Origin of the sequence: Microbacterium sp. SORGH_AS_0862 (assembly GCF_030818795.1) — a bacterium.
Classification (GTDB): domain Bacteria; phylum Actinomycetota; class Actinomycetes; order Actinomycetales; family Microbacteriaceae; genus Microbacterium.
Map to the genome: position 1 here is coordinate 239,379 of NZ_JAUTAY010000001.1, position 25,709 is coordinate 265,087.

Below are 25,709 nucleotides of genomic sequence, written 5' to 3' on the forward strand. Positions count from 1 at the left end.
GGCTCGGGTCGAGCCGGCTAAACTCACTAGAATGAGCACCCCTCTGGCGTATGATGCCGCCGTTTCGAATGGCGACACCACCGTGCCCGAGAACGCCCCGAGCGAAGGCGCGATCCGCGTGCTCGATCTGTTCGCCGGCGCGGGAGGGCTCACGGCTGGGTTCCATCAGGCGTCCAAACGGTTCCGTTCGGTTCGAGCGGTCGAGTGGGACCTCGCTGCCGCAGCCTCGTACGAGGCCACATTCGGCGAAGGCATCGTGTATGCGGGCTCGATCCAGGACTGGCTCGCGACAGGCGAGTCACCGGAGATCGATGTGATCGTCGGCGGCCCTCCGTGCCAAGGGTTCTCCACACTGGGCAAACGCGAGATCGAGGACGAACGCAACCACTTGTGGCGCGAGTACGCCACTACGATCGTTCGCACGCAGCCCAAGTACTTCATCGTTGAGAACGTCGCCGAATTCGCACGGTCACCACAGTTCCAGCGATTCAAGCGGGCAACATACGGCCAGGGGAAACTGCGCGACTACAGCTTCCGCCACGCCATCTTCAACTCCGCAGACTTCGGCGCCCCACAAGCGCGCAAACGCGCCGTCTTGATCGGCTACAGACGCGACCTGGGCTTTCCCGGATTCCCCACGCCCAGCCACAGTGCCTCACCGGAGACGGACGGCAAGCTCCCGTACCGAACCGTCGCCGATGCCCTGGCAGGCGTTCCCCTCGTGCCGGACCGGGACGATGAGTTCGACACGTACAGGACGACATTCTCGGGCAAGACTTTCGCCGGCTCGTTCCATCCGCGACAGTTGCATTGGAGCCGCAACTACGCCGATATCTCCCGCCGGCGGTTCGCCGCGATCCCCGAGGGCGGGAACCGCTTCAACCTGCCAGAAGACCTATTGGCACCGTGCTGGGTAAACCATAAGACGGGATCGGCGGACGTCATGGGACGGCTGCGTTGGGAGCGACCCTCCGTGACGATCAGGACCGAGTTCTTCAAGCCCGAGAAGGGGCGGTACCTCCATCCGACGGAGGACCGGGCGATCACCCACTACGAGGCGGCTCTGTTGCAGGGCTTCCCCGCTGATCACCGCTTTGTCGGCTCACGCACAGCCATCGCCCGCCAAATCGGTAACGCCGTTCCCATTGCGCTGGGAGCCGCCGTAGCTGACGTTCTTGCGCGCGCGCTCTGAGTGTCTTCCTCGAGGACCGTGTCGGCTGCAGCGGGAATCTGACTGTGTTTTATGAGTCAATAATCAGCTCCGAAGTCGTTGTCCTGCGGTCCTATCCCTTCTCGGCGTTCTGAGCGCTGACGGTAGGAGGTGCCCTGCTGAAGGACTTCCCGAGTCATCGCGACCTCGCGAGCACGTCTTGAGAACGAGTCGGCAGAAAGATCACCCTCGAGGATGGCCTGGTAGTTCTCGTAGTGCTTCGCGGTGCGAGCGTGGACATCGCCCCAAGTGAGCAGCTCGATGTCGGTGCGCCGTTGCCAGGTTTCGAGCGTGGTCGGTGTCATGGCGTAGTGCTTGCCCGTGATGAAGGCTCCCCGAACATCGGAGCGAGCTTGTCCGAGCTTGTTGACGTAGCGCTCGAGTTGCTGAAGGTCCTCGAGTGTTGCGGGGTGTTCGCTTCGCTTGATTTCGATCACCACGGTTTGACCGTCTCCCGAGAGAGCGAGGAAGTCGTACCTTGTGTCATCCCGCGCGGGCGAATCCTCAGCTCCCCACTCGCGGAGCTGCTTGCTGATCGTTGTCTCCTCCGACAGGACCTGCCAGTCTGGATTGAGAAGCCATGGGTATCGCGCTACGAGGTCATGCATGTTGTCTTGACCGGTGATATGCGCCGTCTCTGCGGCGTTGTTCACGATCATCCCGAAGAACTTCTGAACGATTTCGATTCGCCCCTTGATCACCTCGAGGAGGGCGCGACTTTCAAGCATGCGCCACCCATGAATGTACGAGACGGCTTTTGCGAACTGTTCGGGGTCTTCCGAAGCGTCATCGAGCTCAGAAATGTAGTCGTGGAACTGGCGGTACTCGAACGCTTGGATGATCGTGTCGGCGAGGGGAAGGATCTTCTCCGGAGGCGTATCGGAGCTTCCGAGGGAGTGTATGAACTTCTTCGCCTTGTCCCGCGACGGCTTATCGAGTTGGTTCAGGCGGAGGGCGAGTGTCTCGTCGCTCAGCACCGCTTTCTCAGCTTGCTCCCCTCGGGCTTTGGTTCGCTCGCGGAGGAGTCGACGTGTGAGTGCTTCTCCCCATGCCTTGAAGGCGAGCGTGCTCTCGTCATCCCAGTCGATTTCTTGACGATCCGTGGAGATGCGATCCGAGTCGTCGTCCACTCCCTCGTCGAGGAAGTCGGCTTCGATGACTCCGGTGAGGTACTTCGTACCGTGCTGTCCGCTTGCGGTGCCCTCGACCCCGAAGAAGTATGGCGGAGCCTGTGCGGTCTTGCCGTTCACGAGAACCGTGAAGCCTTGAAGCTCAGTGGCCAGAACCGTGGACGAAAACCCGGCCCACCAGGTGACCTTATTGCCGTCGTCGAGGGTGACCTCCTGCTCGCCGCTGATGGGCTCGCGAAGGGTGAGGCTCAAAGTGGGCTGGCGGAGATCTTCGCCGTTGATCGCGATACGCATCTTGCCGACAACGGTTCTGCTGAATCTACGAGCGAGCGCTTGATGGAGGCCTGCGACATCAGGAGGAGTCTTGTGCTTCAGTGCCTTCATCGAAATCCGCGTACCGCTGCTATACGGCAGGTCCGATGGTACGTCGCCGACTGTTCCCAAGAGTTCGAGTTTCTTGCTCTGACCTCCCTCAGCTTTCAGCTTCTTGCCGTCCAGGTCGACCGAAGTCGCGACACCGTCGCGCCAAGTGAGAATGCTCATAGTGCGACCTAGTCCGAAGCCCGCGAGCTTGCCGACTCCCTTACGCCCCATGATGGATCGGCCTGCGGGCGCTTCTTGGCCATCTGCCCGCCTGTTGCGTCCGATGACGAGGTAGTCCTCATCGACCTGGTCGGCAGACATTCCCATACCGTTGTCGGTGACGGAAATGACGCTCGTCTCGAGGTTGTACACGGACGCCTGGGGAACTTGGATCTGTACTTCCGTGGCTCCCGCGTCCCACGCGTTGGCGACCAACTCAGCAATTGCGACATCGCGACGCTTGTACATCTGAGTGCCGAGATGCTCGAGGGTCCTACCTAGAACAGTGATCTCGAACGAGCGTTGGGTCGCTGGGGCCATACGCGTCATCGTAGCGACGGCATCCCCCATCACACGGTCATGGGCCGCGGAGACGCATGGCTTGGCCGGGGAGGCCAAACCATGTCGACTCGCGGAAGGCGTTCTAGTCAGCCCGCTCTCCCGAAGGCTTGCTCGAGGAAATCGGCGGTGGCGGGGTTCACGGTCTCGTTGCGGCGGATGTAGTGCTCGCGGGTGATCGCGGGGTCGCTGTGGCCGAGGAGCTCTGAGGCGAGCTGGAGCCCTCCGATGTCGTTGATCGCGGTGGCGGCGGTGCGGCGAAACCGATGTGGGGTGACGTCCTCGATGCCGGCTTGGTCCATGACGTCGCGGAGCTGGCGGCGGACGTTGTTCGTCGTGTGCGGTGTTCCGACGCGTGTAGCGAACAACAGCGTCTCCGGGCGGGCGAAGCGCAGGCCGCGGACCCGAGCGCGGACCGCGCGAAGTGCGAACCCGGGGAGAGCGACGCGGCGGACCGAACGTGCGGTCTTCGGATGATCCTGCCGATGTGTGGGCTCACCTTTGCGGCTGACGATCGTCCCGGCTAGGCGGACCATCGGAACGGGTGCGTCGAGGTCGAGGTCAGCGACGCGGATCGCGAGGACCTCGCCGATACGGGCGGACGTACCGAGCATGACCTCGACGATCTGACCGAGCTGTCCGTCGGGGCGGGGACCGGCGAGGATGGGCCGGTTCTCCCAGTCGCGGATCGCGGCGCGGATGGCGGTGATCTCGTCCCAGGTGAACACGTCGGGACTGCGCGTGGGTCTCCGCAGACGCGAGACGTGGTCCATGGGATTGCGCGGGAGGATCTCGTGGCGGACGGCAAGTCCGAGGGCGAGACGGAGAACGACGCGGGCTTGGCGTGCGCGGTTGTAGCTCTGCTTCGCGAGTTGCTTGAGGAAGTAGTCGCAGCGGGCCACGCCGATCTCGCGGAGGGTGACGTCCCGGAAGAACGGCAGCACGAGGGTACGCATGTTCCGCTCGTAGAGTTGCCGTGTCGTGCGGGAGAGGCGGTCTTCGAGTTCCATGTCCTCCAGCCAGTATCCGACCAGCGCGGTGAACGCGCTGTCGGCGCTCATCCCGGTGAAACCGGGGTGGAATAGCGAGCGATCGGCGAGCTTCTTCTTCAGCGCGCGTTCCGCGGCGGGCCTCGTAGTGGCGGTGGATTGGACCTCTCGGCTCTTGCCGTCCCAGTCGCGGTAGCGGGTGCGCGCCGCGTATCGCCCGCTGGGCTGACGTCGGATGGAGATGGTGCCGTAGGTGCCGATCGGGGTGCGAGGTCTAGCCACGAAGCGAGCGCTCCCCCGTCTTCGCGTGAACGTGAGTCCGGTTCGGCGAAGCTACGACGCGGTGACGGCGGATGCGGTGTGGAGAAGGCATCCCTCCAGTCTGCCGATCATCGTCGATCGCGGCCCACGCGCTCGATCGCCGGGCGCGAGCTACGCTTCCGCTGTCTCCGAGGACGGTCGTCGGAGGTTACGTCTCGCTTGGTGTTCATGGACACGCGCCCTCGCCAGGAGCAGCAGGCTGATCGGGCCGAAGAGAACGAACTTCAGCGCATTCCACAAACACATGGCGAAGACGACGTAGAGCCACGGCGACCAGCCTCCGTTGATGAGCGCGATGCTCACCGCGGCGCCGAAGAAGTAGACGATGCCGAGCCCCATAGCGGGAACGCCCCACTTGAGACCACGTCTAGTACGGAGTCGGTCTAGCAGGATGTTGGTGGGCATCCATCGGCGCAGGAAGGTGCGCGTACGGACGCTAAGTGTCCAGAGGGTGCGGATGAGCATCAGGGGTCCTCGCTTTCAGGCCAACACGGTTGGTGCGGCGTGGTCCTGAGCTTTGAGGTCCCCAAGGGGTCTGAGTCGCCCGCCGGAACGGGGTCGGCCAACGATTGTCCTGCCGCTGCCCCCAGGCTACGCCGGTCTGCTGACGACCGGAAGGGCGCGGGCTGTCAGCGCGCGTCCCGCACGGGACCCCGGCGGGATGGGGCTGCGGAGTCGGGTGGCGCGTCGTGCGCGTCACGGAGCGCAATGAGCGCGGCGCGGGCGCGTTCGTAGTCCACGCGTTGAGCGTCGGCATCCGGGACGGCGCCGAGAGGGTCCGGGCCGGTGACCCCGTACCGGTCGCGGTAGGCCGCAACCACCGTTAACCGCTCGAGGAAGTCTCCGGAGATCGCGTCGGCTCCGGGCGGGAGCGCGCGGGTCGCCCATGAGTTCCCCTCCCCCGCGGCTTGATGGGCGAGTGCGACGGCACGTTCGGTGATGAGTTTCTCGCGTTCGGTGAGCGCTCGTGCCATCTCGGGATCCATGTGCCCGCTGGCTTTGGGGATAATGCCGGCGATGAGCTGCCGCCGCCGAGTGGATGGTGTGAACCGGCTCGTGACTTTCTGCATCCGGTATCGCAGGAGCGAGCCGAGATCGTCGACGTCGTCGAGGTTGCCCGCCTGGACGACCTGTGGCAGCAGGGTGTCGACGTCGTGTCCTTCGGCGTTGAGGCGGCGCAGTTCGGTGCTGAGGACACCGTATGCCTCGGAGCTGACGAGCTCATCGATCGCGGTGTCGTCGAGGCCGCCTGTGCGCAGGAGGCCGAGCCACCGGTCGTGCTGGGCGGATTGCGCGATGGTCTCGTATTCGGCGGCGAGTTGGCGGATCGATGCCCACTCGTCCTGCTCGGCGGTGATGGTCTCATAGGCGGAGAGCTCGGCGCCGGTGTGCTGGAGGATGCCGTAGAGGATGGACCGGGCCGTTTTCTGCAGGTCGTCGCGGTGCTGGTGCTGCTCGAGGTGGTGCTGGTCGGTGACGACGTAGGCGCTGTTCGCATCTCGCCCGCGGGTGAGGGCGACGTAGAGAGCCTCGCGTGTCATCTGAGGGCTGGCGACCAGCGCGTGTGCGGTGTCGACGGTGGCGCCTTGGGCGCGGTGAGCGGTGATCGCGTATCCGAGGTCGACGTGCTCGGCGGCGTAGCCGGCGGGAAGGGTGATCGTGCTGCGCCACCTCGACCTTTCCCGGCGGACCGTGAGTGAACCGTCATCGTGGGTGTCGGTGACGATCCACCGGTCGTTGTTCTTGACCCATCCGCGCCCGAGTGCGAGGCGACGATCGTTCCGCCTTGTGACGACGACGTCACCGGTCGCCGCGCGGGTCCCGTCGTGCAGTCGCACTCCGCCGTCCGCGACGTGCCCGGCGAGGATGCGGTCCGAGTGCGCTCGCTCGTTGAGATCTGTGACTGTCTCGGTCGTCTCCGCGATCAGCACCGACGTTCTTCCCGCGCGCAAGTCTCTCGACCACGCCTGGTAGGCGGTGTCGAGCATCTCGTCGTGTTCACCGCCGGCGACCCGGTCGTGGTCAAAGTACGCGTCGATGGCGTCGGCGTTCCCTAGCCGGAGCTGCAGGGAGGCGTGCTTCTCCCAGTCGTTGCGGAAGCGGCGCACGTCGGACAGTTCCGGGGCGTCGTCCCGGTCGCGCACCAGCATGCCGAATGCGCCGCCGGCGTCTACGCCCTGCAGCTGGGCGTGGTCGCCGACGAGCAGCACCTTCGCTCCGATCTGGCTGGCGTGCGCGGTGATGCGGTCCAGCGCGAACGTGCCGACCAGGGATGCCTCGTCGATCATGACCAGCTGCCCGGCCCGCAGATCCCACCGCCCCCGGGTGTGCTCGTGCAGCCATTTGGCGGTGTTCTCGGTCTGCACGTCGAGCTCTTCACCAAGCACCGCGGCGGCGGCAGCGGACGGAGCAAGCCCAACAACAGACCCGTCGCCATGCCGGGACTCCCATGCTCGGCGCAGCGCTCGCAGCGTTGTGGTCTTGCCCGTGCCGGCCGGGCCCACCAGCACGTCGAGGACACGCCCCGACACCGCGACCTTCCCGATCGCGTCCTGCTGATCGGCACCGAGTGCGCGCTGACCGGGCATGCGCGGACGTGCGGCCCGGGCTATCAGGTCCAGGTCGACGGTGGGCGCCTCTCGTCGCGCCGCGGCCTCTCGGAGGCGGTCTTCGGCGGCGAGAACGGTCTCGGACGAGTACACAGTAGACGCCTTCGGGCGGAACACGCTCGACCCGTCGGCGCGCTGGAACTCGCGCGGGCTGGTGGCCAGCTCGGGCGGTGTCAAGCGCAGCGACGCCGCCTCCGCAGCATCGACGATCAGCGAGACGAGCGCATCGCGGTCCGCCGGGGACGCGAGCCGATACGGCATCGTCTGGCGCACGGCCTCAGCGTGGAGGTTCCACCGACGCCACGTCGCCCGACGCTGCGCGACTTGCGCGACGACCTCAGCAGCTAGCTCGTCGACACAGTCAAGCGAGATGTCGTCCGCGCGCAGCAGCGGCTCGCTCGCCCCGGTCTCCACAAGGTCTCGCGCCCATGCCACCGCGTCCGTGCCCAGCACTTGGGTGGCCTGGTCCCGCCACTGCCGGGTCAGGTCGTGGAGTGAACGCAGCTCTTTCGGCGGCCGTGTCTCCAATGTCGCCTGCTGGCGGATCTGCCACAGCTGCGTCCGGGACGGTTGACGCCCGTGCTTTGCCGCGTACTCGTCCACCAGTCGCTGCTTGACCTGTTCGATGTCCTTCGTGCGCGAGGAGAACACATCCATCAGCGTCTGCGGCACGCCCGCGACTTCCCACCGGGCCATCCGTCCGGTCTCGCGCTCGCGCTCCTCCCAGGACACGGCGAGAAGGCGGGTCAGATGGTCGGAGAGCACGGCGTTGTAGTGCTCTGACAACCCCGTGACCGCGGCGTGCAGCGCCCGGGAGTCGAGGGTGCGCCATTTGCCGTCATGGACGCCCTGGACCCGGTTGGCGATGACGACATGGGTGTGCAGCTGCGGATCCGACGCTCGCGAGTCGTAGTGGTCGTAGGCCGCGGCAACCACGCCACGGACCTCGACCTGCGCGACCGCGCCGCGTAGGCCCTCCGTCCCGATCCTCGTCATCGCCACGTCGCGTTCGACAATGTCGAGAACGTCGGTCATCGCCTGATGGTGAGCCTCAGCGATGAGTGCCTGGGTGCCCGCGTCGCTGAGGGCCCAAAGCGTGGAGACGGACTTGGGCGCGGAGAAGGTGAGATCGAAGCCCGCTACGGGGGAAACGGTGGGCTTGCGGGCTTCTTCCGCGGTAATCGCTGCGACCTGTGCGGCACGCTCAGCCTCAGCGATGTGCTTCGGCAGCAGCTCCACGCGTCGTTCAATTCGTTGCGCGGGGGTCGCGAACCGTCGGTATGGGCGCCCGAGCACCTCTCCCGTGTCCGGATGCTGACCGTGACCGATCATCCGTCGCAGTTGCTGCTCGGACACCTCGTCACCTTGCCTCAACGTGTTCAGTCCGATCAGGCCCCTTCCGATCCATATGCCTGGCGGCGTCCCGGGTTCTGCGTAGTAGCGCGAGATCGCCGCCGCGGCATCACTGTGATGATCCCCTGTGACAACAGACCTCAGTAAGTAGCGGTAGCCCTGACCCGCTGTCATCACACGGATGGAGACCGTCACACAGATCAGGTACGTGACTCCCCATGATTTGCACGCGCCGATGGCAGATCCGAAGGATCAATCGCGAGGTCCGCGCGTGTCCGGTGCCTCTGTAAGCTCTGTCGTATGCGTTTCGCCGTTTCGTCCTGGTGGTGGCTGCACGAGCAGCCGTAACGTATTCACGCGCGGGCTGCACGACAGCCCGCGAGTCCCCGCGCCTCGACGGTCGGTGCAGCTCCCCCGATTGAGGAGCAGAGATGGACTCATTCACCACGACCGCAGCCCGTATGCCGGAGCTTCGGATCAAGATCGCCGAGCACCCCGAGCGTTTTCGCGTTCTGACCGGGGAGCGACCCACGGGACGGCTCCACCTCGGCCACTACTTCGGAACCGTCCAGGAGCGCGTCCGGCTGCAGGCGGTCGGGGGTCGAGACCTTCGTGGTCCTGGCCGACTACCAGGTGATCACCGACCGAGACGCGGCAGGCAACGTCCGGGAGAACGTCTACGGGGCCGTCCTCGACTATCTCGCTGCAGGCCTGGACCCGAGAACTACGACGATCTTCGCGCACTCCGCGGTACCGGCCCTCCATCAGCTCTTGCTGCCGTTCCTCAGCATGGTGACCGAGGCCGAACTGCATCGGAATCCCACCGTCAAAGCGGAGCTGGCCGCTTCCGGTCGCGCACTGAGCGGGCTCCTTCTCACCTACCCCGTGCACCAAGCCGCCGACATCCTGTTCTGCAAGGGCAACCTCGTTCCGGTAGGAAAGGACAATCTGCCGCACGTCGAAGTCGCCCGCGTCATTGCGCGTCGATTCAACGAACGATACGGACACGTGTTTCCCGAGCCGGCCGCGCTCCTCACGGACGCCCCCGAGCTCCTGGGTCTCGACGGGCGGAAGATGTCGAAGAGCTACGGCAACTCCATCGCTTTGAGCATGACGGCCGATGAGACCGCCGCGATCATCAAGCGCGCCCGCACCGACTCCGAGCGCGCCATCACCTACGACCCGGAGAATCGGCCGGGCGTGTCCGGCCTGCTGGCAACGGCCGCGGCCGTTCTCGGACGAACCCCGCAGAGCATCGCCGACGACCTGGGAGCGTCCGGCGCCGGCGCGCTGAAGCACCTCACCACGGAGGCCGTCAACGAGTTCCTCGCCGAGCATCGTGGGCGTCTGACGACGCTGACGACGGAGGATGCGAAGGAGGTCCTGCGTGAAGGTGCCGAACGGGCACGAGACATCGCCGCCGCGACGCTCGTGCAGGTGCGAACCGCGATGGGGATGATCTACTGATCGCGCGTCAGACGTCGCGGGGCTCCGTCGCGCTTCGCGGGCTCGGAGCTCGAGAGCCGAGGTGACCGACGCGCGTTCGACGCGTCCTCGCCGCGACCGTTGTATCGAAAGATTTCGATTGCGCACAGTGGAAGGAGGGGAGCCACCGCGACGCGGTTTCTACTCACCGGGCTCCCCCCCTCGTCTTCGTCCTCGATGGAAAGGAAGCCACGATGAGCAACCGCGCGATCGCCGGTGTTCTCCTTCTCCTTCTCGCCCGGGGTGCCGTCCTGTCCGTGGCGGCGGTGCTGCTGATTCCCGCGGGGGCCGGTATCTTCCTGAACGTCGTCATCGTCGGTGTCGACATCGCGACTATCGTCGTGACAGGGCGGTTGATCCGCAAGAGTCACGGGAGTGTGCGCCGCTTCGTCGGACGCTTCGTCGCGCGGCGAGACATCCCTCTCGCCGGGGTGACGATGTTCGTGCTCTTCGTGAGCCTCGGCCTCGGGACGCTGGTCGGGAATGCGCTCGTCTTCGCCGGCCCTCCGCCCGCGTCACCTTCCGGTGTTGATGTGCCGTTGTGGCTCGGGTTGTGGTCTCTGCTGGTAATGCCGGTGACGGTCGCCCTCGCCGAGGAGTTGCTCTACCGCGGCTGGGCACCCGAGCGGTTGACCGCCGCATGGCATCCCGGGGTGGCCGTCGTGGTCTGCGCCGTGGCGTTCGGCCTCCAGCACGCGCCACTGTCGGCGACCAGCCCGGGCGAGGCCGTCGTCCGGGTGATCGCCACGGGAGTGGCGGGCCTCGCCCTGGGCATCATGCGAACCCGCGGCGTCACGCTCGGTGCGCTCATCCTCGGGCACTGGGCATTCGATGTGATCGGCCTCGGCCTCCCGGCGCTCTCGAGTGCGCTCTCGTGAACGCGACGGCCCGGGACGTTCACCCCCGTCGAGGTGGGGCGGCCTCGACGGGCCCATCGAGCTGGGCGATCCGTCGCGCGAGGGCGGTCTGACGGCGGGGCGAGCGCAGAAGTACGCCGATCACGGCGTTGCGAACCGATCGGAGGATCGGGCTGCGGAGAGTTGCGAGCCTCGTCATCCGGTCGGTCAGTGCGATCACGCGCCGCGCCGCGGCTCGTCGCGTGCGCTCGTACTCGGCGAGGTCTTCGTCGGCGCGGCTGCCCACCAGAACATCGGCGAGCAACGCGGCAAGAGCCACGGCATCCTGAATCCCGAGATTCATCCCCTGACCGCCCGCCGGGCTGTGCACATGGGCGGCATCACCGGCGAGGAAGACGTTCCCGTCCCGAAACCTCGCCGCGAGCCGGTGCGCCACACGGAAACGTGAGCTCCAGACGACCGAGTGGACGACGGCTTCACCCGGTCCGCGGTCGTCGAGGATGCGCTGCACGTCGGCGACGGTCGGCTGCGCCGGGGCGTCGTCCATCGTGGCGACGATGCGGTGCCGCCCACCCGGGAGGGGGGCGATGACGACGAGGCCGCGCTCCCCGAAGAACAGTTGAACCTCCGCAGCCGGAAGCGGCCAGCTCAGCGAGACATCCGCCAAGACGAAGGATGCCTCGTACTCGTCCCCGTCGAAGGCGATGGCCCGCTCCTGGCGGACGCGGCTTCTCAGCCCGTCCGCACCGATCACGAATCGAGCGGCGACCGTCTCGAGGGTTCCGTCGCGATGACGAAGCAGCGCGCGCTCCCCCGGCCCCGGGGCGGCGAACGAGACGAACTCGACATCTCTCTCCACTCGGCAGCCGTGGCCGATGAGCGCGGCGTCGAGGATCTCCTCGGTACGTGCCTGGGACAGCATCAGGGTGAACGGGTACGGCGTGCGGAGGCCGCGGAAATCGATGTGCGCCAGCGTCCGCGCGCGCTCGCGGACGGTGAAGTCCGGCACGACCACGCCCTCGTCGAGGATCCGCGCGGCGACCCCGATCTCGTCGAGGACCTCCAGGGTCCGGGCATGGATCACCGCAGCCCGCGACGTCGTGGCCCCCGCGAGTGCGGCGTCGACGATTCGGACGCGGACACCGCGTCGACGGAGAGCGACGGCCGCGGTCAAACCGACGGCACCTGCGCCGACGATCAGAACGTCGACCTGGGGAGGAGTAGAAGTCACCATGCGTTGACAATCCCAGACGCCCCCGCGAAAGTCAACGCTTGTTGCTAAATTGGGGTCGTGCCCACCGACGACAGACCCGCGCTCACCGCCAAAGGCCGACGCTCACGCGACGCGATCCTCCGCGCAGCCGCCGGCCGCTTCGAAGCCGATGGCTTCGAACGCACCACCATCCGCGCGATCGCCACCGACGCCGGGATCGATCCCGCGATGGTGGTGCGCTACTTCGCCAGCAAGGAACGCCTGTTCGTCGAAGCGACCACGCCGACGATCGACATCCCCCACGCCGAAGCCGTCGAGGCGCGCGATCTCGGGGCAGCCCTCGCTCGTCACGCCATCGAGCTGTGGGGCAGCGAGAACCCGGGCCGGGCACTGCGCATCCTGCTGCGCGCGTCCGCACACGATCCTCAGGCCGCGGCCCGCGTGCGCTCGATCTTCGAGAGCCAGGTGCGTCCCTTCCTTCCCCCCGGCGGACAGGATGCCGCGCTGCGGGCGGGCATGGTCAGCTCGCTGATCATCGGCTTCGCGTTCAGCCGCTACGTCGTTCAGCTGCCGCCTCTCGTCGATGCCGACGACGACGCAGTGGAGCATCGACTCGCCCTCGCTCTGCAGGCCGTGCTGGACGCACCGTGACCGCCGATCGTCCGCGTCACGGATCACGCCACGCATCCGCGGGCGTGCGAACCCACGAGCGGCCGGCGGATCACGCCTCGGGAGTGCTCACTCCCGATAGCTGACTCGAGCGGCGCGCACGGCCGCGACGTGCGTTTCCGCCCATGTCTTGAGTTGCAGCACGACTCCGAGCAGTCCGGTGCCGAGTTCGGTGAGCGAGTACCTCACCTCGATGGGCACCGCCAGCGTGACGTCACGGGAGATGAGGCCGTCTCGCTCGAGGGTACGAAGGGTTTGAGTCAGCATCCTCGGGCTGATGCCCGCGATGCGGCGCGCGAGCGCGTTGTACCTCATGCTCCCGTCCGCGAGCGAGGCCAGCACGAGACAGGTCCACTTGCTGGCGATCGTCTGCAGGATCTCGCGCGAGGGGCATTCCGCGAGGAAGCTCTCGAACTCCGCACGAGCTTCGTCGCGGCGTTGGGCGGCGGTACGGGTCGTCATGCTGCCATTTTGGCATCTAACGCACTTTTTGGTACCTACTTTCGAGATGAATGCGCAAGGCGCACGCTGGCATGAGTCCCGTTCCCACAGAAGGAGGAAACATGCTCAGTGTTCAGGTCGCAGCCGATCGTCGTCTCACCGCACGCGAGGTGCCCGAGCCCGTACCCGCGCCCGATGAGGCGGTGGTCGAGGTGCTGGCGAGCAGCGTCAACAGGGGCGAGCTCGCCCTCATCGCGATGCGCGGAGAGGGGTGGCGCCCCGGGCAGGACGTGGCGGGTGTCGTCGCCGCGGCCGCGCAGGACGGATCGGGGCCGGCGAGAGGCACCCGAGTCGTCGGGCTCGCCGAACAGGGGGCGTGGTCCGAGCGCGTCGCCGTGCGTGCATCTCGCTTGGCCGAAGTCCCCGTGAACGTGGAGTTGGAGACAGCCGCGGCATTGCCGATGGCCGGTCTGACGGCGTTGCGAACCGTCCGAAGCCTGGGAAGCATTCTGGGCGCGAAGGTTCTCGTCACGGGGCCTCGCGGCGGGGTCGGATCTCTGCAGGTGCAGCTCGCCCGCCTCGGCGGCGCCGATGTCACCGGGCTCGTTCGCGCGCCGGGTTCGGGAGAGTCTGAAAGCGGCTTCGTCAGCGACCTCGGCGACGGTGGCGCATTCGATGCGGCGCTGGATGCCATCGGGGGCGACACGCTCCGTGCCGTCGTCGGGTCCCTCCGCCCCGGGGGCAAAGTGGTGTGGTTCGGATCGGGCAGCGCAGAGCCGACTGCCCTGTCCATCTACGACTTCGTCGGCCACGAAGGAGTTTCGATCTCGACCTACTTCTCCTACGTGCAGGACCCCTTGCAGGATGCCGACGATCTCGGCGTCCTGCTTCGGCTGGTCGAGCAGGGCACGCTTCAGCTCGACATCGACAGCCGCTGGCCGCTCACCGACGCTCAGACGGCTATGGAGCGGATGTCGGCGAGCGGCGTCCGCGGTAAGGTCCTGCTCACCGCCATCGCGTGAGGACGACGCGGCCTGCCTAGAGCGGAAGCTACCAAGGCGGCCCCCACCCATGGCCCCCGACGCGCCCGACGTGTCGGGGTCCATGGCATCCCGAGCCACACCTCACATACGTTGGATCGATCTGCGACGCATCCGCGGCGAGGTGGGCCGGGTCCTCGTTGCGGGCCTGTCCGCCCCGCTCCCGGCGTGCATCCGGCGGGACCTCACCCCCTCCATCTACTGCTCTCTGGTGGGGCTGGGCCGTCTGGACCAGACCTATCGATGCTGTCCGACGGCTCCCCCGGTGTTCCGCGTCGCCCGCCGGCGTTCGTCGGCGACAATGCCGCGGTAGACACGGGCGCTGTCTTTGAGGGTTCGTTGCTGGGTGTCGTGGTCGACGTGGATGAGTCCGAATCGTTGGGTGTACCCCCAGGCCCATTCGAAGTTGTCCAGCAGGGTCCATGCGAAGTAACCGGCGACGTCGACGCCGGCCGCGATCGCGGCGGCCGTGGCATCGACGTGCCCGCGGAGGAAGCGAGCCCGGTCGTGATCGAGGACGCGGACGTCACCATGGTCGCGGGTAAGAGTGTCGGGGTAAGCCGCCCCGTTCTCTGTGACGACGAGCCGGGTGCCGGGCGCAGCGGTGTAGTTGGTGTGGAGGTCGCTCAGTAGGCGGGTGAGCAGCGAGGGGTTCACCTCCCAGTTCATTCCGGTGCGCGGGAGTCCGCGATCGTGGAGGTAGATTCCGTCGCCTGCCGGCCAGGCGGAGGCTGTGGGCCGCGTCGTGGGAGCGTCTCCGCTAGGCGGCGGCGAGGACGCGGGGTGACCGCTGACGAAAGCTCCCTGGTAGTAATTGACGCCCAGCACGTCGAGAGGCGCGGCGATCTCTTCCAGATCGGTGTTGTGGATCGCCGCGGTGAGCTCGTCGATGGCGGTGGGAGCCGCGGCGGCGATGTCGTTCCAGATGTCACTCGGATAACGGCGCCGGAAGAGCGGATCGAGGAACCAGCGGTTGAACTGGCCTTCGAATCGTCTGGTGGCGGCGAGGTCGGCCGTGCTGTCGGGGTCGACCGGGTCGGCCACCGTCAGATTGAGGGTGATGCCCAGCCGCAGGGTGTCGTCCCGGTCTCGAAGCGCTCGGACGGTGCGCCCGTGGGCGAGGAGAAGGTGGTGAGCGGCGAGGAGGCCCTCGCTGACGGAGGTATGGCCCGGAGCATGCTGGCCGGCGACATGGCCGACGAAGGCGGAACACTGGGGTTCGTTCAGTGTGGTCCAGTGCTCCACTCTGTCGCCGAGCGCGTCTTGCAGCGTCAAGGCATAGGCGGTGAACGCGTCGACGGTGTCGCGGCTGGTCCACCCGCCCCGGTCTTGGAGTGTCTGCGGGAGATCCCAATGGTAGAGGGTGACCCACGGCGTGATGCCTCGAGGCAGAGAGTTCGTCGACGAGGCGTTTGTAGAAGTCGATCCCTCGCGGGTTGGGGGTGGTGCCGTCGGGGCACACTCGGGCCCAGGAGGTGGAGAACCGGTACGCGTTCACTCCGAGGTCGGCCATGAGCGCGACGTCCTCTCGGTAGCGGTGATAGTGGTCGCAGGCGACGTCTCCGGTGGCTCCTTCGAGAACAGCTCCGGGGAGTCGTGCGAAGGTGTCCCAAATGGAGTCCATTCTGCCGTCCTCGTGGGCGGCACCTTCGATCTGGTAAGCGGCGGTGGCTACACCGAAGAGAAAGTCGCTTGGGAATCGACCGGTCGCAGGAATGGTCATGGTGTTCTTCCTTTCATCGACGGCAGTGCTACCTGAGTTGAGGCGCTATCTGCACACCCGACTCAGCGGACGGATCGGATAGGGATGACAGCGAGCCCGCCGGCGATCGCCAGGACGATCGCGGCGATGAAGAACAGGTCGTAACTGCCCCCCGCTGCAGCGAGGAGAGGTAGAGCCAGAATGGGGATCAGGAGTTGCGGGATCTGGTAGGACAGGGCGACGATTCCGAGGTCTTTGCCTGCCTCGGCGAAACTGGGCAGCACCTCGGTCATCAGGGCGACATCGACCGAGACGTAGGCACCCTGAGCGGCTCCGACGATCCCGATGCCAAGGAGAAAAACGCCGACGTCAGGGGCGATCATTGCGATCGCCAGCCCCGCTGCACTCAACAGACTCGAGGCGAGGACGATCATCTTGCGTCGGCCGGTGCGGTCGGAGATCCAGCCGAACAGGATCGCGGTGACGATGTTGCCAACGCTGAAAATGAGAAGTGCCATCGCCTGCACACCGGAGGCGTCCTCAATGGGGATGTCCAGGCGGTCGAGGATGAGGAAGAGCAGGTAGGTGGAGATGGCGGTGATGGACATTGTTACCAGGAACCGGCATGCCCACGCCCAGAAGAAGTCGCGATACCGCAGCGGGTTCAGCCAGTACGTGGAGACCACGTCCGCCCACCGCATGCGGGGAGCGCGCTCGGTGCGGACGATATCGCGGAAGCTGAAGATCATCATCAGACTGAGCAACGCGCCGACAAGCCCGGGGATCGCGAACCACGTCCATTGGGCGTCGTTCGGCAGCATCGCCATGACCTGCGCGCCGATGATCAGCCCGAGCCCGGTGGCCACCCCCGCGGCAGCGGCGACGCGCGCACGGATGCGGGCCGAAATCTGATCGGCGAGGAGGGCGTGGATAACCATGTTGGTGGCGCTGAATCCGGTCTGCACCGTCACCCACCCGATGATCGTCCACGCCACCCCCTGTGTGGTGGAGAGGATGACGACCCCGACGACCGCCACGAGGGTGCCGCCGACCAACCAGGGCTTACGCATTCCGGCTCGCGAGATCGTCCGGTCGGAGAGCCGTCCGAACAGCGGCGTCGTCACGATGATTACGACCCCACCGATCGCGGCGATCACGGACAGGTTCGTGGCCTTGCCGGCGTCGTCGAGGTAGGCAAGGGCTTTGGGTATCGACGCTCCGCTGATCGTGCCCAGGGCGAAGGTGACGCCGAACCACGCCAAGATGAACAGCGGCAGGAACAGACGTGGTTGCCGGACGCCAGGCGCGTCCTCCGGCAACGGAGAGGAGGTGTCGGTGGCTGCTCGAGGCGCGGGCGTCGGTGCGGGTGTGGCGGAAAACATCATCGTCTCCAAGAGTTGTGGCTGGTTTGGTCAGGTAGTGGGGTGATAGGCGCGGCGGAGGGTAGCGGCGAGGTGGCGCTGCCACCTGCGGGCGGGTTCGAACACGGCGGTCAACCCCGGCGATCCGTGAACATGACCCTCGCCGACCTCGACGGTGACGGGTACATTGGCGCGTCGCAGACTCTCCGCGAAGGTCAGTGCCGCGTCTCGCAGCGGATCGTGTTCGGCTACCTGGATCCAGGTCTCGGGCAGTCCCCGCAGATCCATCGGATCCGTCAGCAGAGCGGGCTCTGCATAGGCGTCCGGCGGGCTCGGATCGGGGAGATAGAGCGCCCCCAGTTGCTCGTACCCGTCCAGCCCGTATCCGCGCGCGTACAGGGCCGCTGACTCCCCCATCGGGCGCAGGGCGAGGGCGGGCACCTCCAGGGCTTGATGGAGGAGCGCGAACCCGCCGTCCGCACGCACGCGCAGCGCGACGCTGGCGGCGATGCTCGCACCCGCCGATGCACCGCCGACACCCACGCGGGTCGCATCAACGGACAGGAACCCCGGGTTGTCGCGAAGGGCGGTGAGCACGGCGAGGACGTCGTCGACCGCCGCCGGGTACGGATGCTCGGGAGCAAGGCGGTACTCGATGGAAAGGATCTGGATGTCGGCGGCTCGGGCACGGAAGGTGAGGAGTCGGTCATTGATCAGCTCATCGACGGTCCCGGATACGAAGCCTCCACCGTGAAGGAACACCTGCGTCGGCGCGCTGCCGAGGAGGTGCTCGGGTCGATAGAGTCGGGCCCGAATCGGGGCAGTTCTCGCGACGGGGATTTCGACGGCCGACACTGTCACCTCGGGCGCTGCCGGAGCGGTGAACTCTCGGGCCACTTCATCGGAGAGAGTCTTCTCAGCCACGCGGCGAGCGGAGAAGTCTGTGCTGGCCAGGTCCGGGAGGTCGGCGGCGAGCTCTTCGATGCGTCCCGCCCACCGTACGATCGCCACGTCGAGCCTTGTGGGCGTCGTCATGAGCGAACGGCCCATGTGATGGATGGTGCGCGCGGGTAGGTCGGGGCGGGTTCTCTCATCGCGCGCAGTGAAGCCACGATGTCTCGATGCAGATGGTCGGCGGCGGCCGTGTTCCGTCGGTATCCCCCGGAGCCATGGGTCTGCCCCAGATAACGCACGCATGTCGTGGGCACTCCGGCGGCGAGCAGTGCGCGCGCGTAGGCTTCCCCATCGCCGCGAAGCGGGTCCTTCTCGGCGGTGTAGATGACGGTCTGCGGAAGACCCTCGAGTTCGGGGGCCAGCAGGGGCGACGCGTACGGATCATAACGAGTGGCCGGGTCTGGTCCGAGATAGTCGCGGATGATCTGTCGGGCACTGTGGCGGACGGCCACTTGCGGAAGGAACGGGGAGATCGCCCGAGGATCTACGTGGCGCAGCGTCAGATCGAGCACCGGCACCTCCAGCATTTGAAGCCGGACCGGGCGGTTGTTGCGGTTCCTGTTCATCAGGGCGACCGCGGCGGCGAGATTCGCTCCCGCGGACGCACCCCCAATAGCGATCTTGTCGGCGTCACCGCCAAGCCCTGCGGCGTGGGCGTGGACCCATTCGAAGACCGCCCAGCACTGCTCGGGCTGCGTCGGAAACCGATGCTCCGGAGCGAGCGCGTACTCCCCCGCCACCACGATCACACGTGCGTCCGCGGCACGAGCACGGTAGACCGCGTCCCATCCGGCCCAATCGATGCCGCCCATCGTGAACGATCCGCCAAAGAAGTACACCAAGACGGGGAGCGGCTCCACCGCCTCGTCCCGGTTCACCGCAGGCCACGGCCAGAACACACGCACCCGCACCGCGGGATGACCCTCTACCGGAACGGCGTGGTCCTCGCTCGCCACGTCCGGCGCGTCGATCTGCATGAGCGCTGTCGCACGAGCATCCGCTTCGCGAACGTGCTCGCGGCGAGCAACCGGATCCGTCGGCATCCTTCCCCCGCCGGCCCCGAGGCGACGATCGAGTTCCACGACGAACGGATCGGTCTTCGTTCTCTCCCACACAGTTTCACCGTCCTCTCGACTACAGTGTGCGCAATCGAAATATTTCGATACAAGATTTGATTCATCACCGATGGGAGCGGCAATGGGCGGGCGGGCGACGATCACCCAGGTTGCAAAGCAGGCCGGGGTGAGCGTGTCCACGGTGTCCCTGGCCATCAACCACCCTCACCGCGTGAACGAGGTCACCCGCCGGGCGATCATCGCCGTCGCGGTCGAAATGGGCTACCGGGGCGCACAGGTCGCAACCGGGCAAAGAATCGCGGTCGCCGCGCCCTTTTCCAGCTACCCGTCCTACTACACCCGGCTCACCGGCATCCTCGCGGCGAACGCGTCCGTCGGCGCGCACATCATCGTCCACGACCTGCCCTCCACGGCGGCCGAGGATGCCCCGGTTCTGGACACGTTGCCGGTGAAAGCCGATCTCGACGGGATCATCGTCATGGGAGCACCCCTGTCCCCGCACGCCACCGAATCGCCCGCTCTCCCCGGCCCCCCCGTGGTCTTGGTGGACGTCCCCGACAACACGCAACGTCATCCCGACATCCCGACAGTCCTCATCGACGACCACCGCGGCGGGGCGCTGCTCGGCGAACACCTCGCCAGTCTGGGTCATACCCGCGTCGCGTTCCTCCACGAAGAACAACGATCCCCCGACTACCTTTCCGCAGGCATGCTGCGCGCCCGCGGAATCGCGACGCACCTGGAATGTGTCAGCATTCCTGTGAAGCCCGCCGACGACCTCCCATCCGTCGTCGCGGACATTCACAGAGATTCATCGATCACGGCGATAGCAGCCAACCACGATGCCCTCGCCGCAGCCATCGCCGCAACCCCGGCCCAACAGGATGCCCCCCTCCCCCTCACCGGCTACGACGGGAGCGCCCTGGCGGCGGCATTGGGCCTCACCACCGTATGGCAGCCGTTCGAAGAATCGGGTCGTGCCGCTTTCGGCCTGCTGATGCAGGTCCTCGAAGGCGAACACTCATCCCTGTCGGTCCTGACTCTCGCCCCTCGTCTCATCGTCAACCGGAGCACGACAGCGGCCCGCGACATCGGTGAGGTCACTCCGCGACGGGCAGGATGAGAGTTTGCCCGTCGACGCCGGCATCGATCGTCACCAGCGCCGGGGTGATGCCGCCACGGAAGTTGAGGTCACCCCCCGCGACGGCGAACCCGATCCTGTGACCTGCGGCGAAGCGATGCACGATGCCCTGCAGCTCAACGTCGACCCGTTTCCGCGTATCGTCCACCCGAACCGGGGTCGACACCGCACCGACCACGCTGCGACTGCCGTCGGGAGCGACGTCATAGATTTTGAGATACAGCGTCACCTGAGAAGCTATGTTCCCCGGCTGCGCCCGCCACGCCCCCGACGGCGTCGACACCGAGAGCGTGGCCCTCGGCACTCCCACCACGTCGACCGGAGTACCCAGCACCTGTCCCTGCCAATACGCCTGGGTACCCGGAAGAGAGTAGTCGGCGTATACGCCGTTCTCGTGGTCGATGCTCGCGGCATCGACGTGGCCGACACCCGTCGGAAGCGCCAGAACATTCGCCAGCAGCGTCTGCTTTCTGTTCGGCGCAGTCGGTGTCGCAGGAGCGTCGGCAAGGGTCCCGGCTGCGCCCAGGTGCATCGTGATGCGCGCGAGAGCGTCAGGGTCCGCTGCGGTGCCCGACTCTGGTGCCGCTTCCCAGGTCTTGGTGAACGTGAACGGCTCACCCAAGTCCGATCCGTCGTCCTTTAGCCAGTGGCCGAGCCAGCCGATGATCCGGGCGACGATGGGCTGAGACGTCGAGGGCGAGGCACCGTCGTAGTCCAGCGAGGACCCACCGTTGTGCCCCAGCGACCCCCACACGAGGCGAACGGTGTTTCCCTGCGCCTGCAGTTGTCGGTAGCTAGCCAAGGCCTCGTTGAAGGTGAACAGGGTGTCGAACTCGCCTTGGATCAGCAGCACGGGGGCGGTGATGCGCGGGATGCTCGCGTGTGGGGATATCTGATCGAGATAGGCGCGGAACGCCTCATCCGGGAATCCGCGAAGAGCGGCCGCGATCATGTCTCCGCAGGTCTCTGCACGGGCGAAATGGCATCGAACCGCGCGTCCTGGATCTATCCCGAGACCCTGCAACGTGGACATCACCTGGCCGCCGGCCACCAACCCCAGCCCCCAGGTTGTCTTGGCGACGCCCACGGAACGGGCTCGCACCCCCTCGGTGAGACCGGCGGCTTGAGGAAAGAGCGAGTACTCAAGGTCATTGAACGTCGCAGCGGGGATAATGGTGTCAACCCGTGGGTCGACCGACGCCACCGCGAATGCCAGGCCGCCGCCGTAACTGGCCCCCAGGACCGCCACACGAGGGTCGTACGTGGCTGAGGCCAGGTCATCATCTCGCACGACGAAGTCGACGGCTCCTGCCGGCGTGTGCGCAGCCGGATCGGTAAATGCCGTTCCAGGCTTTCCACCCAGGACATCGACCAGAGAGCGCATCAGCATTCCATCGACAGCCGGATCCGCGAGACCCACACCGCATGTGGACTGCCCGAATCCGGGGGCGTCGAATGTCAGCGTCACGTACCCGTGCTGCTGCAGGAGGTCTGCCATTGGTGTCATCGACGAGCGATCCTGCGCGTAGCCGTGGCCGAGAATCACCGTCGGCGCCGGATGTGCAGCGTCCACGCCATCCGGCGCGGACAATGTGGCCGCGAGAACGCAGCTGTTCCCGTCCGCCGTGACGCCGGGGATATAGAGGCTTGCATCCCAACCGACGGACGAGCCCTCGTCGGTTTCTGCCGCCCTTGAGGACACCACGTCATGTGCCGCGGCGGGCGATGAGACAATCACGGTCACGAATGCGGACAACGCAGTTGTGGCGGCTATGAGCCGCCGCGCAACCTTGCGGGAAGAACGGGCACTTGTGGTCATTCGATCGACTCCTCATCGTTGAGGCGGAACCGCCGAGGATCAGTGTGAGAGTCGAAGTTTTTCGACGCAATGCCCCGGGCTTCACCAGAGAAGTCGACCGGCGCGCGGGCCCGCTTACTGTGTCGGTGGCGTCATTCGACCCGAACGGATCGCGATGACCAAGAAGGCGGCCCCGATCGCTGCGAAGGAACCCGTAAGAACCCACTGGGCCCCGAGCGCGCTAGCTCCTGCAGCGATGAAGAACGCCACCGCCGCCACGTAATACAGAACAATTTTCGTCATGGTCCGAGCTTGCAAACTCGAAACAGTTCGATACAACCGTCCCGCTCAAGTGAAGCCCCCGGCGCCTAGCTGTATCGCTCGTATTGGGTCGGCCCACCACATCTCCAGAGATCGGCAAATCCAAAGCTTGTATCGAAGAACTTCGATCGTGGACCATTCGTTGATGAGATTCAAAAGCTGCCTCCGTGTGACTAGCCCGAGCGAATGGTGTGTCGCTAAGCCGCCCGCGCGAGACGACCGTTTCAGCGGCACGTCATGACATCGCGTTCGACGGCCGGTGGAGCTGGAGGACGCCTCGGGACCGCGAGTCGGGGTGGATGCGCCTCTCAGCCGCCTCGGTGCGAGACCGATCGTTGGACGCCCCACAACCGACTACCCGCGTCGATAGCAGCCGCGCCTGTCGCGTCGCGAATCGTCTGCCGTACGGGCGAGCCCATACGGGTCGACGTGACCCATCCCACCCTTCTATTGGTGATGTCCGGGGTCGGCGTATTGAGGACGCCTTCTGAACTTTTCAATCTGACCACAGGAACCGCGGTAGCCATTCCCGGACATTCCTGGTACGAGACAGTGCCCGCCGTCGAAGTCCGTAAGGCGAACGTTAGATTTGACGCCACTTTCCTTCACGAACAAGCTCGCTGGCTTGCCCTCAGCGCCATGTCCACTCCGTTCGCGCGCGCGCTTCTTTCGAGCGCACCTGCGTACGCGTTCGACGTTGGAAGGCACGTTATGCAGCGCCTTGCCGCGCCATTATATCTGCTCTCCAGTCGCAGCTGGGGCGACGGGGATGAGCTCCAAATGCTATCGCTGGCGGCACACGTGTTGCATCACCTGTCGACACCCCAGCTTCGCCGAAGAGTACGCGGGTCTCCACCACTCGCTCTATTGCGATCCAGCGTCCCCCAGGAAGTTGCCGAGGCATTAGATAAGTTGGAGACATCTCCCCAGCACCCCTGGACAGTGCATCAGCTCGCTAGAAGCGCCTCGCTATCGACTTCGCAACTTACCCGCATCCTGAAGAAGACGCTTGGCATCACACCCTCAGCTCTAATCTGGAGGACGCGTCTAGACAGGATGGCGTATCTGCTGACGGCCCATTCTATGACTGTCAGCGAAGCTGCCGAGCAAACCGGGTGGTCGAGTCGGACAGCAGCCGCGCGGGCATTCAAGCGCCGTTACGCCGTATGTCCGGCTACCTATGCGCGACACGCGCGGCAGCTCCCCCTCAGAACATAGACGCTCTCCGGGGGTGTTCGATCGCGCGAGCACCCGGCAGCTCGGGACGGTGAGCCAGTCGGAATGCGCGCCGCGCCGTCGATTGCCGATCGTGTGGAGCACTTCGAACGGGGCCCGGCTGCCGGCGAGGGCAGGACCGAAGTCGCGCAAGCGGATGCCGGTCGCTCTGCTTCTCGGTCGGCGCCCGGGAGCCCGTACCTGGCTGGCATCGGGCTTCGTCGGGCAACGGCGGCGAACATGCTCAGAGAGCAGGTACCCATGCCGCACGATGTCCCGCACGCCTACGGCTCCGGTCAGCTCCCTGTTGAACTCGACCGGGACGGGGCCCTGGTGCTGGGAGGTGACTCAGTCGCGGTCCTCCCCCGACTCGCCGCCGGGACCGCCGACTCGCTGGTCACCGACCCGCCATACGGTCTGGAGTTCAACGGGCACGCCTGGGACGGCACCACCGGGTTCGCGGAGTCCCTGCCGTGCCTGGATGTGTCGACGATGACCCCACCGGAGGTATTCGAAACATGGTGCGCAGCATGGGCGCGCGGAGCCATGCACGCGCTGAAGCCCGGTGCGCACCTCGCCGCGTTCGGCGGCACACGCACCTGGCACCGGATGGTGCGCGGGATCGAGAGCGCCGGTTTCGAGGTACGCGATCAGATTGCGTGGCTGTACTCGTCGGGGATGCCCAAGAGCATGGACCTCTCCCACGCACTGGACAAGCGCAACGGAGTGCTGCGCCCGGACCGGGTGGTGCAGGAGTCCGAACGCGAGGGAGTGCTGGGCGCGACGCGACGGGTAGTGCAGCACGGCGCACCGGTCAGCGATAACGCCAAGGAGTGGGCGGGATGGGGCACTGGTCTGCGCCCGTCGTTCGAGCCGATCATCATCGCCCGCAAGCCGATCCCGGGGACTGTGGTCGACAACGTCTTAACCCACGGCACCGGTGCGCTGAACATCGATGCCGCACGCTTCGGCGATGAGCGGTGGCCCACCAACGTCGCATTGGACGCCGCTCAGGCTGAGACCTTGGACCTGCTGACCGGGTCACGGCGCAGCGCTCCGACCTCGGCACGGTTCCCGATCTTCCGGTACGAGAACAAAGCTCCGGAACCCGAGCGGCCTCGTGCGTTCGGCGTCTCGCACTCGACGGTAAAACCGCTGTCACTGATGCGGTGGCTCATACGGCTGCTCACTCCGCGCGGTGGCCTCGTGTTGGAGCCGTTTGCCGGTTCAGGCGCCACCGTCGAGGCTGCGTTGGACGAGGGAATGCGGGTGGTCGCGATCGAGAAGGATGCGAGCTTCGTCCCGCTGATCGCGTCCCGCATCGACCGCGTCGCGATGCGCCGCGGTGACGGATGAAGAGCGGAGACGCCGCGCGGAACGTTGGGCTACTCCCCCGGCCACTCGACGCTGCGACCGGACGGCAGCAGCTCACCGACCTCGAGCTGCAACGCCTGAGCCAAGCGCACAAGGATCTTCAATGAGGGGTTCGCGGGAGACCCCGGCTTCCAGAACCCTCGCTCGAGCTGCTGGTAGTGCGTACGCGTGAGTCCAGCTCGATGGGCGAGGTTCTCCTGCGTGACATCCAACGCGATCCGACGACGCTGCAGTTCGATGCCGAGGGCTTTGGCGTATTCCTCCCACGACGATGGGACGGAGGAGGAGGACACCCTCCTACGCTGACGAGCAGGAGCGCCTTCCGTCAGCCAGAAATATCCGGCATAATTTATCTGGCCTCCGACCCGCTATCCGAGATGCGCGTGCTGGACGCTCGCCCGACCGAGACTGTCGGCACATTCGTCGCGACCGAGGACGGTACCCGCCGGAACCCGCACGAGATGTGACCGGGACGCGCGCATTCGTTGCTCAAACACGCATCCTGAGCCGAAACGCTAGACAGCGATTT

At 66.2% G+C, this 25,709-nt stretch carries 18 protein-coding genes and 2 pseudogenes; 8 read left to right on the plus strand and 12 right to left on the minus strand.

Going from position 1 to position 25,709, the window contains the following annotated elements; all coding sequences use genetic code 11:
- Positions 1 to 31 precede the first annotated feature (31 nt).
- Positions 32 to 1,192: a DNA cytosine methyltransferase gene (locus tag QE377_RS01180; RefSeq protein ID WP_307318862.1), complete on the plus strand. Its 1,161-nt coding sequence runs from the start codon at positions 32 to 34 to the stop codon at positions 1,190 to 1,192.
- Between the two features lie 56 nt (positions 1,193 to 1,248).
- On the opposite strand, the gene QE377_RS01185 is transcribed toward QE377_RS01180, so the two are convergent.
- The 4 genes from QE377_RS01185 to mobF form a co-directional block, all read right to left on the minus strand.
- On the minus strand, positions 1,249 to 3,243 hold the full coding sequence (locus QE377_RS01185; RefSeq protein WP_307318864.1) for an ATP-binding protein: 1,995 nt from the start codon (positions 3,241 to 3,243) through the stop codon (positions 1,249 to 1,251).
- A gap of 107 nt (positions 3,244 to 3,350) precedes the next feature.
- Positions 3,351 to 4,532 (minus strand): tyrosine-type recombinase/integrase, encoded by a 1,182-nt coding sequence (locus QE377_RS01190; RefSeq protein WP_307318866.1) that lies wholly within the window; start codon positions 4,530 to 4,532, stop codon positions 3,351 to 3,353.
- Between the two features lie 150 nt (positions 4,533 to 4,682).
- On the minus strand, positions 4,683 to 5,036 hold the full coding sequence (locus QE377_RS01195) for a sulfate permease (RefSeq protein ID WP_307318868.1): 354 nt from the start codon (positions 5,034 to 5,036) through the stop codon (positions 4,683 to 4,685).
- A 164-nt stretch (positions 5,037 to 5,200) separates the two neighbouring features.
- Positions 5,201 to 8,707 carry a MobF family relaxase gene (gene mobF / locus QE377_RS01200; protein WP_307325808.1) on the minus strand — a complete coding sequence of 1,169 codons (3,507 nt, stop codon included), beginning with the start codon at positions 8,705 to 8,707 and terminating at the stop codon, positions 5,201 to 5,203.
- Between the two features lie 257 nt (positions 8,708 to 8,964).
- Between mobF and trpS the strand changes: the two are divergent.
- Both trpS and QE377_RS01210 read left to right on the plus strand, forming a co-directional pair.
- Positions 8,965 to 10,000 (plus strand): annotated as a pseudogene (gene trpS, locus QE377_RS01205) (tryptophan--tRNA ligase).
- Positions 10,001 to 10,212: 212 nt separating this feature from the next.
- Complete coding sequence (locus QE377_RS01210) at positions 10,213 to 10,896, plus strand: CPBP family intramembrane glutamic endopeptidase (RefSeq protein WP_307318870.1); 684 nt, start codon at positions 10,213 to 10,215, stop codon at positions 10,894 to 10,896.
- 19 nt (positions 10,897 to 10,915) lie between these two features.
- Here QE377_RS01210 and QE377_RS01215 read toward each other — a convergent pair whose 3' ends face one another.
- Positions 10,916 to 12,109 (minus strand): FAD-dependent oxidoreductase, encoded by a 1,194-nt coding sequence (locus tag QE377_RS01215; protein WP_307318872.1) that lies wholly within the window; start codon positions 12,107 to 12,109, stop codon positions 10,916 to 10,918.
- Between the two features lie 57 nt (positions 12,110 to 12,166).
- Here QE377_RS01215 and QE377_RS01220 point away from each other — a divergent pair, with 57 nt between their 5' ends.
- Positions 12,167 to 12,739 (plus strand): TetR/AcrR family transcriptional regulator, encoded by a 573-nt coding sequence (locus tag QE377_RS01220; protein WP_307318873.1) that lies wholly within the window; start codon positions 12,167 to 12,169, stop codon positions 12,737 to 12,739.
- Positions 12,740 to 12,826: 87 nt separating this feature from the next.
- On the opposite strand, the gene QE377_RS01225 is transcribed toward QE377_RS01220, so the two are convergent.
- Entirely contained in the window at positions 12,827 to 13,219 is a 393-nt protein-coding gene (locus QE377_RS01225; RefSeq protein WP_307318875.1) for a helix-turn-helix domain-containing protein, read from the minus strand.
- Positions 13,220 to 13,320: 101 nt separating this feature from the next.
- Here QE377_RS01225 and QE377_RS01230 point away from each other — a divergent pair, with 101 nt between their 5' ends.
- Positions 13,321 to 14,220 carry a zinc-binding dehydrogenase gene (locus QE377_RS01230; RefSeq protein WP_307318877.1) on the plus strand — a complete coding sequence of 300 codons (900 nt, stop codon included), beginning with the start codon at positions 13,321 to 13,323 and terminating at the stop codon, positions 14,218 to 14,220.
- Between the two features lie 255 nt (positions 14,221 to 14,475).
- Here the strand turns inward: QE377_RS01230 and QE377_RS01235 are convergent.
- From QE377_RS01235 to QE377_RS01255, 4 genes and pseudogenes are all read right to left on the minus strand, one after another.
- Positions 14,476 to 15,961: pseudogene (locus QE377_RS01235) on the minus strand (GH1 family beta-glucosidase).
- 62 nt (positions 15,962 to 16,023) lie between these two features.
- Positions 16,024 to 17,325: an MFS transporter gene (locus QE377_RS01245; RefSeq protein ID WP_307318879.1), complete on the minus strand. Its 1,302-nt coding sequence runs from the start codon at positions 17,323 to 17,325 to the stop codon at positions 16,024 to 16,026.
- A 27-nt stretch (positions 17,326 to 17,352) separates the two neighbouring features.
- Positions 17,353 to 18,351, minus strand: a complete 999-nt coding sequence (locus QE377_RS01250; protein WP_307318881.1) for an alpha/beta hydrolase fold domain-containing protein — start codon at positions 18,349 to 18,351, stop codon at positions 17,353 to 17,355.
- Complete coding sequence (locus QE377_RS01255) at positions 18,333 to 19,370, minus strand: alpha/beta hydrolase (protein WP_307318882.1); 1,038 nt, start codon at positions 19,368 to 19,370, stop codon at positions 18,333 to 18,335. The genes QE377_RS01250 and QE377_RS01255 overlap by 19 nt, the downstream gene beginning before the upstream one ends.
- A gap of 82 nt (positions 19,371 to 19,452) precedes the next feature.
- Here QE377_RS01255 and QE377_RS01260 point away from each other — a divergent pair, with 82 nt between their 5' ends.
- Positions 19,453 to 20,454 (plus strand): LacI family DNA-binding transcriptional regulator, encoded by a 1,002-nt coding sequence (locus QE377_RS01260; protein ID WP_307318885.1) that lies wholly within the window; start codon positions 19,453 to 19,455, stop codon positions 20,452 to 20,454.
- Here QE377_RS01260 and QE377_RS01265 read toward each other — a convergent pair.
- On the minus strand, positions 20,432 to 22,291 hold the full coding sequence (locus QE377_RS01265) for an alpha/beta fold hydrolase (RefSeq protein WP_307318887.1): 1,860 nt from the start codon (positions 22,289 to 22,291) through the stop codon (positions 20,432 to 20,434). The two genes, QE377_RS01260 and QE377_RS01265, sit on opposite strands and share 23 nt — an antisense overlap.
- Positions 22,292 to 23,371: 1,080 nt before the next feature.
- Here QE377_RS01265 and QE377_RS17290 point away from each other — a divergent pair.
- The gene (locus QE377_RS17290; RefSeq protein WP_373459548.1) at positions 23,372 to 23,809 is read left to right on the plus strand and encodes a helix-turn-helix transcriptional regulator; all 438 of its coding nucleotides are present in this window, start codon (positions 23,372 to 23,374) and stop codon (positions 23,807 to 23,809) included.
- Between the two features lie 258 nt (positions 23,810 to 24,067).
- Positions 24,068 to 25,162, plus strand: coding sequence for a site-specific DNA-methyltransferase (locus QE377_RS01270; protein ID WP_307318889.1), 1,095 nt, complete (start codon positions 24,068 to 24,070; stop codon positions 25,160 to 25,162).
- A 29-nt stretch (positions 25,163 to 25,191) separates the two neighbouring features.
- On the opposite strand, the gene QE377_RS01275 is transcribed toward QE377_RS01270, so the two are convergent.
- A complete protein-coding gene (locus tag QE377_RS01275) occupies positions 25,192 to 25,473 on the minus strand; it encodes a helix-turn-helix domain-containing protein (protein WP_307318891.1) in 282 nt (93 codons plus the stop codon).
- Positions 25,474 to 25,709: the final 236 nt, after the last annotated feature.

What these genes read in the sequence shown, in the direction of transcription:
- QE377_RS01210 (WP_307318870.1), top strand. Translation starts at nt 10,213, where the DNA reads ATGAGCAACCGCGCGATCGCCGGTGTTCTCCTTCTCCTTCTCGCCCGG.
- mobF (WP_307325808.1), bottom strand. Translation starts at nt 8,707, where the DNA reads ATGACAGCGGGTCAGGGCTACCGCTACTTACTGAGGTCTGTTGTCACA.
- QE377_RS01195 (WP_307318868.1), bottom strand. Translation starts at nt 5,036, where the DNA reads ATGCTCATCCGCACCCTCTGGACACTTAGCGTCCGTACGCGCACCTTC.
- QE377_RS01245 (WP_307318879.1), bottom strand. Translation starts at nt 17,325, where the DNA reads ATGATGTTTTCCGCCACACCCGCACCGACGCCCGCGCCTCGAGCAGCC.
- QE377_RS01225 (WP_307318875.1), bottom strand. Translation starts at nt 13,219, where the DNA reads ATGACGACCCGTACCGCCGCCCAACGCCGCGACGAAGCTCGTGCGGAG.
- QE377_RS01270 (WP_307318889.1), top strand. Translation starts at nt 24,068, where the DNA reads ATGCCGCACGATGTCCCGCACGCCTACGGCTCCGGTCAGCTCCCTGTT.
- QE377_RS01265 (WP_307318887.1), bottom strand. Translation starts at nt 22,291, where the DNA reads ATGACCACAAGTGCCCGTTCTTCCCGCAAGGTTGCGCGGCGGCTCATA.
- QE377_RS01180 (WP_307318862.1), top strand. Translation starts at nt 32, where the DNA reads ATGAGCACCCCTCTGGCGTATGATGCCGCCGTTTCGAATGGCGACACC.
- QE377_RS01250 (WP_307318881.1), bottom strand. Translation starts at nt 18,351, where the DNA reads ATGGGCCGTTCGCTCATGACGACGCCCACAAGGCTCGACGTGGCGATC.
- QE377_RS01185 (WP_307318864.1), bottom strand. Translation starts at nt 3,243, where the DNA reads ATGGCCCCAGCGACCCAACGCTCGTTCGAGATCACTGTTCTAGGTAGG.
- QE377_RS01215 (WP_307318872.1), bottom strand. Translation starts at nt 12,109, where the DNA reads ATGGTGACTTCTACTCCTCCCCAGGTCGACGTTCTGATCGTCGGCGCA.
- QE377_RS01230 (WP_307318877.1), top strand. Translation starts at nt 13,321, where the DNA reads ATGCTCAGTGTTCAGGTCGCAGCCGATCGTCGTCTCACCGCACGCGAG.
- QE377_RS01260 (WP_307318885.1), top strand. Translation starts at nt 19,453, where the DNA reads ATGGGCGGGCGGGCGACGATCACCCAGGTTGCAAAGCAGGCCGGGGTG.
- QE377_RS17290 (WP_373459548.1), top strand. Translation starts at nt 23,372, where the DNA reads ATGCTATCGCTGGCGGCACACGTGTTGCATCACCTGTCGACACCCCAG.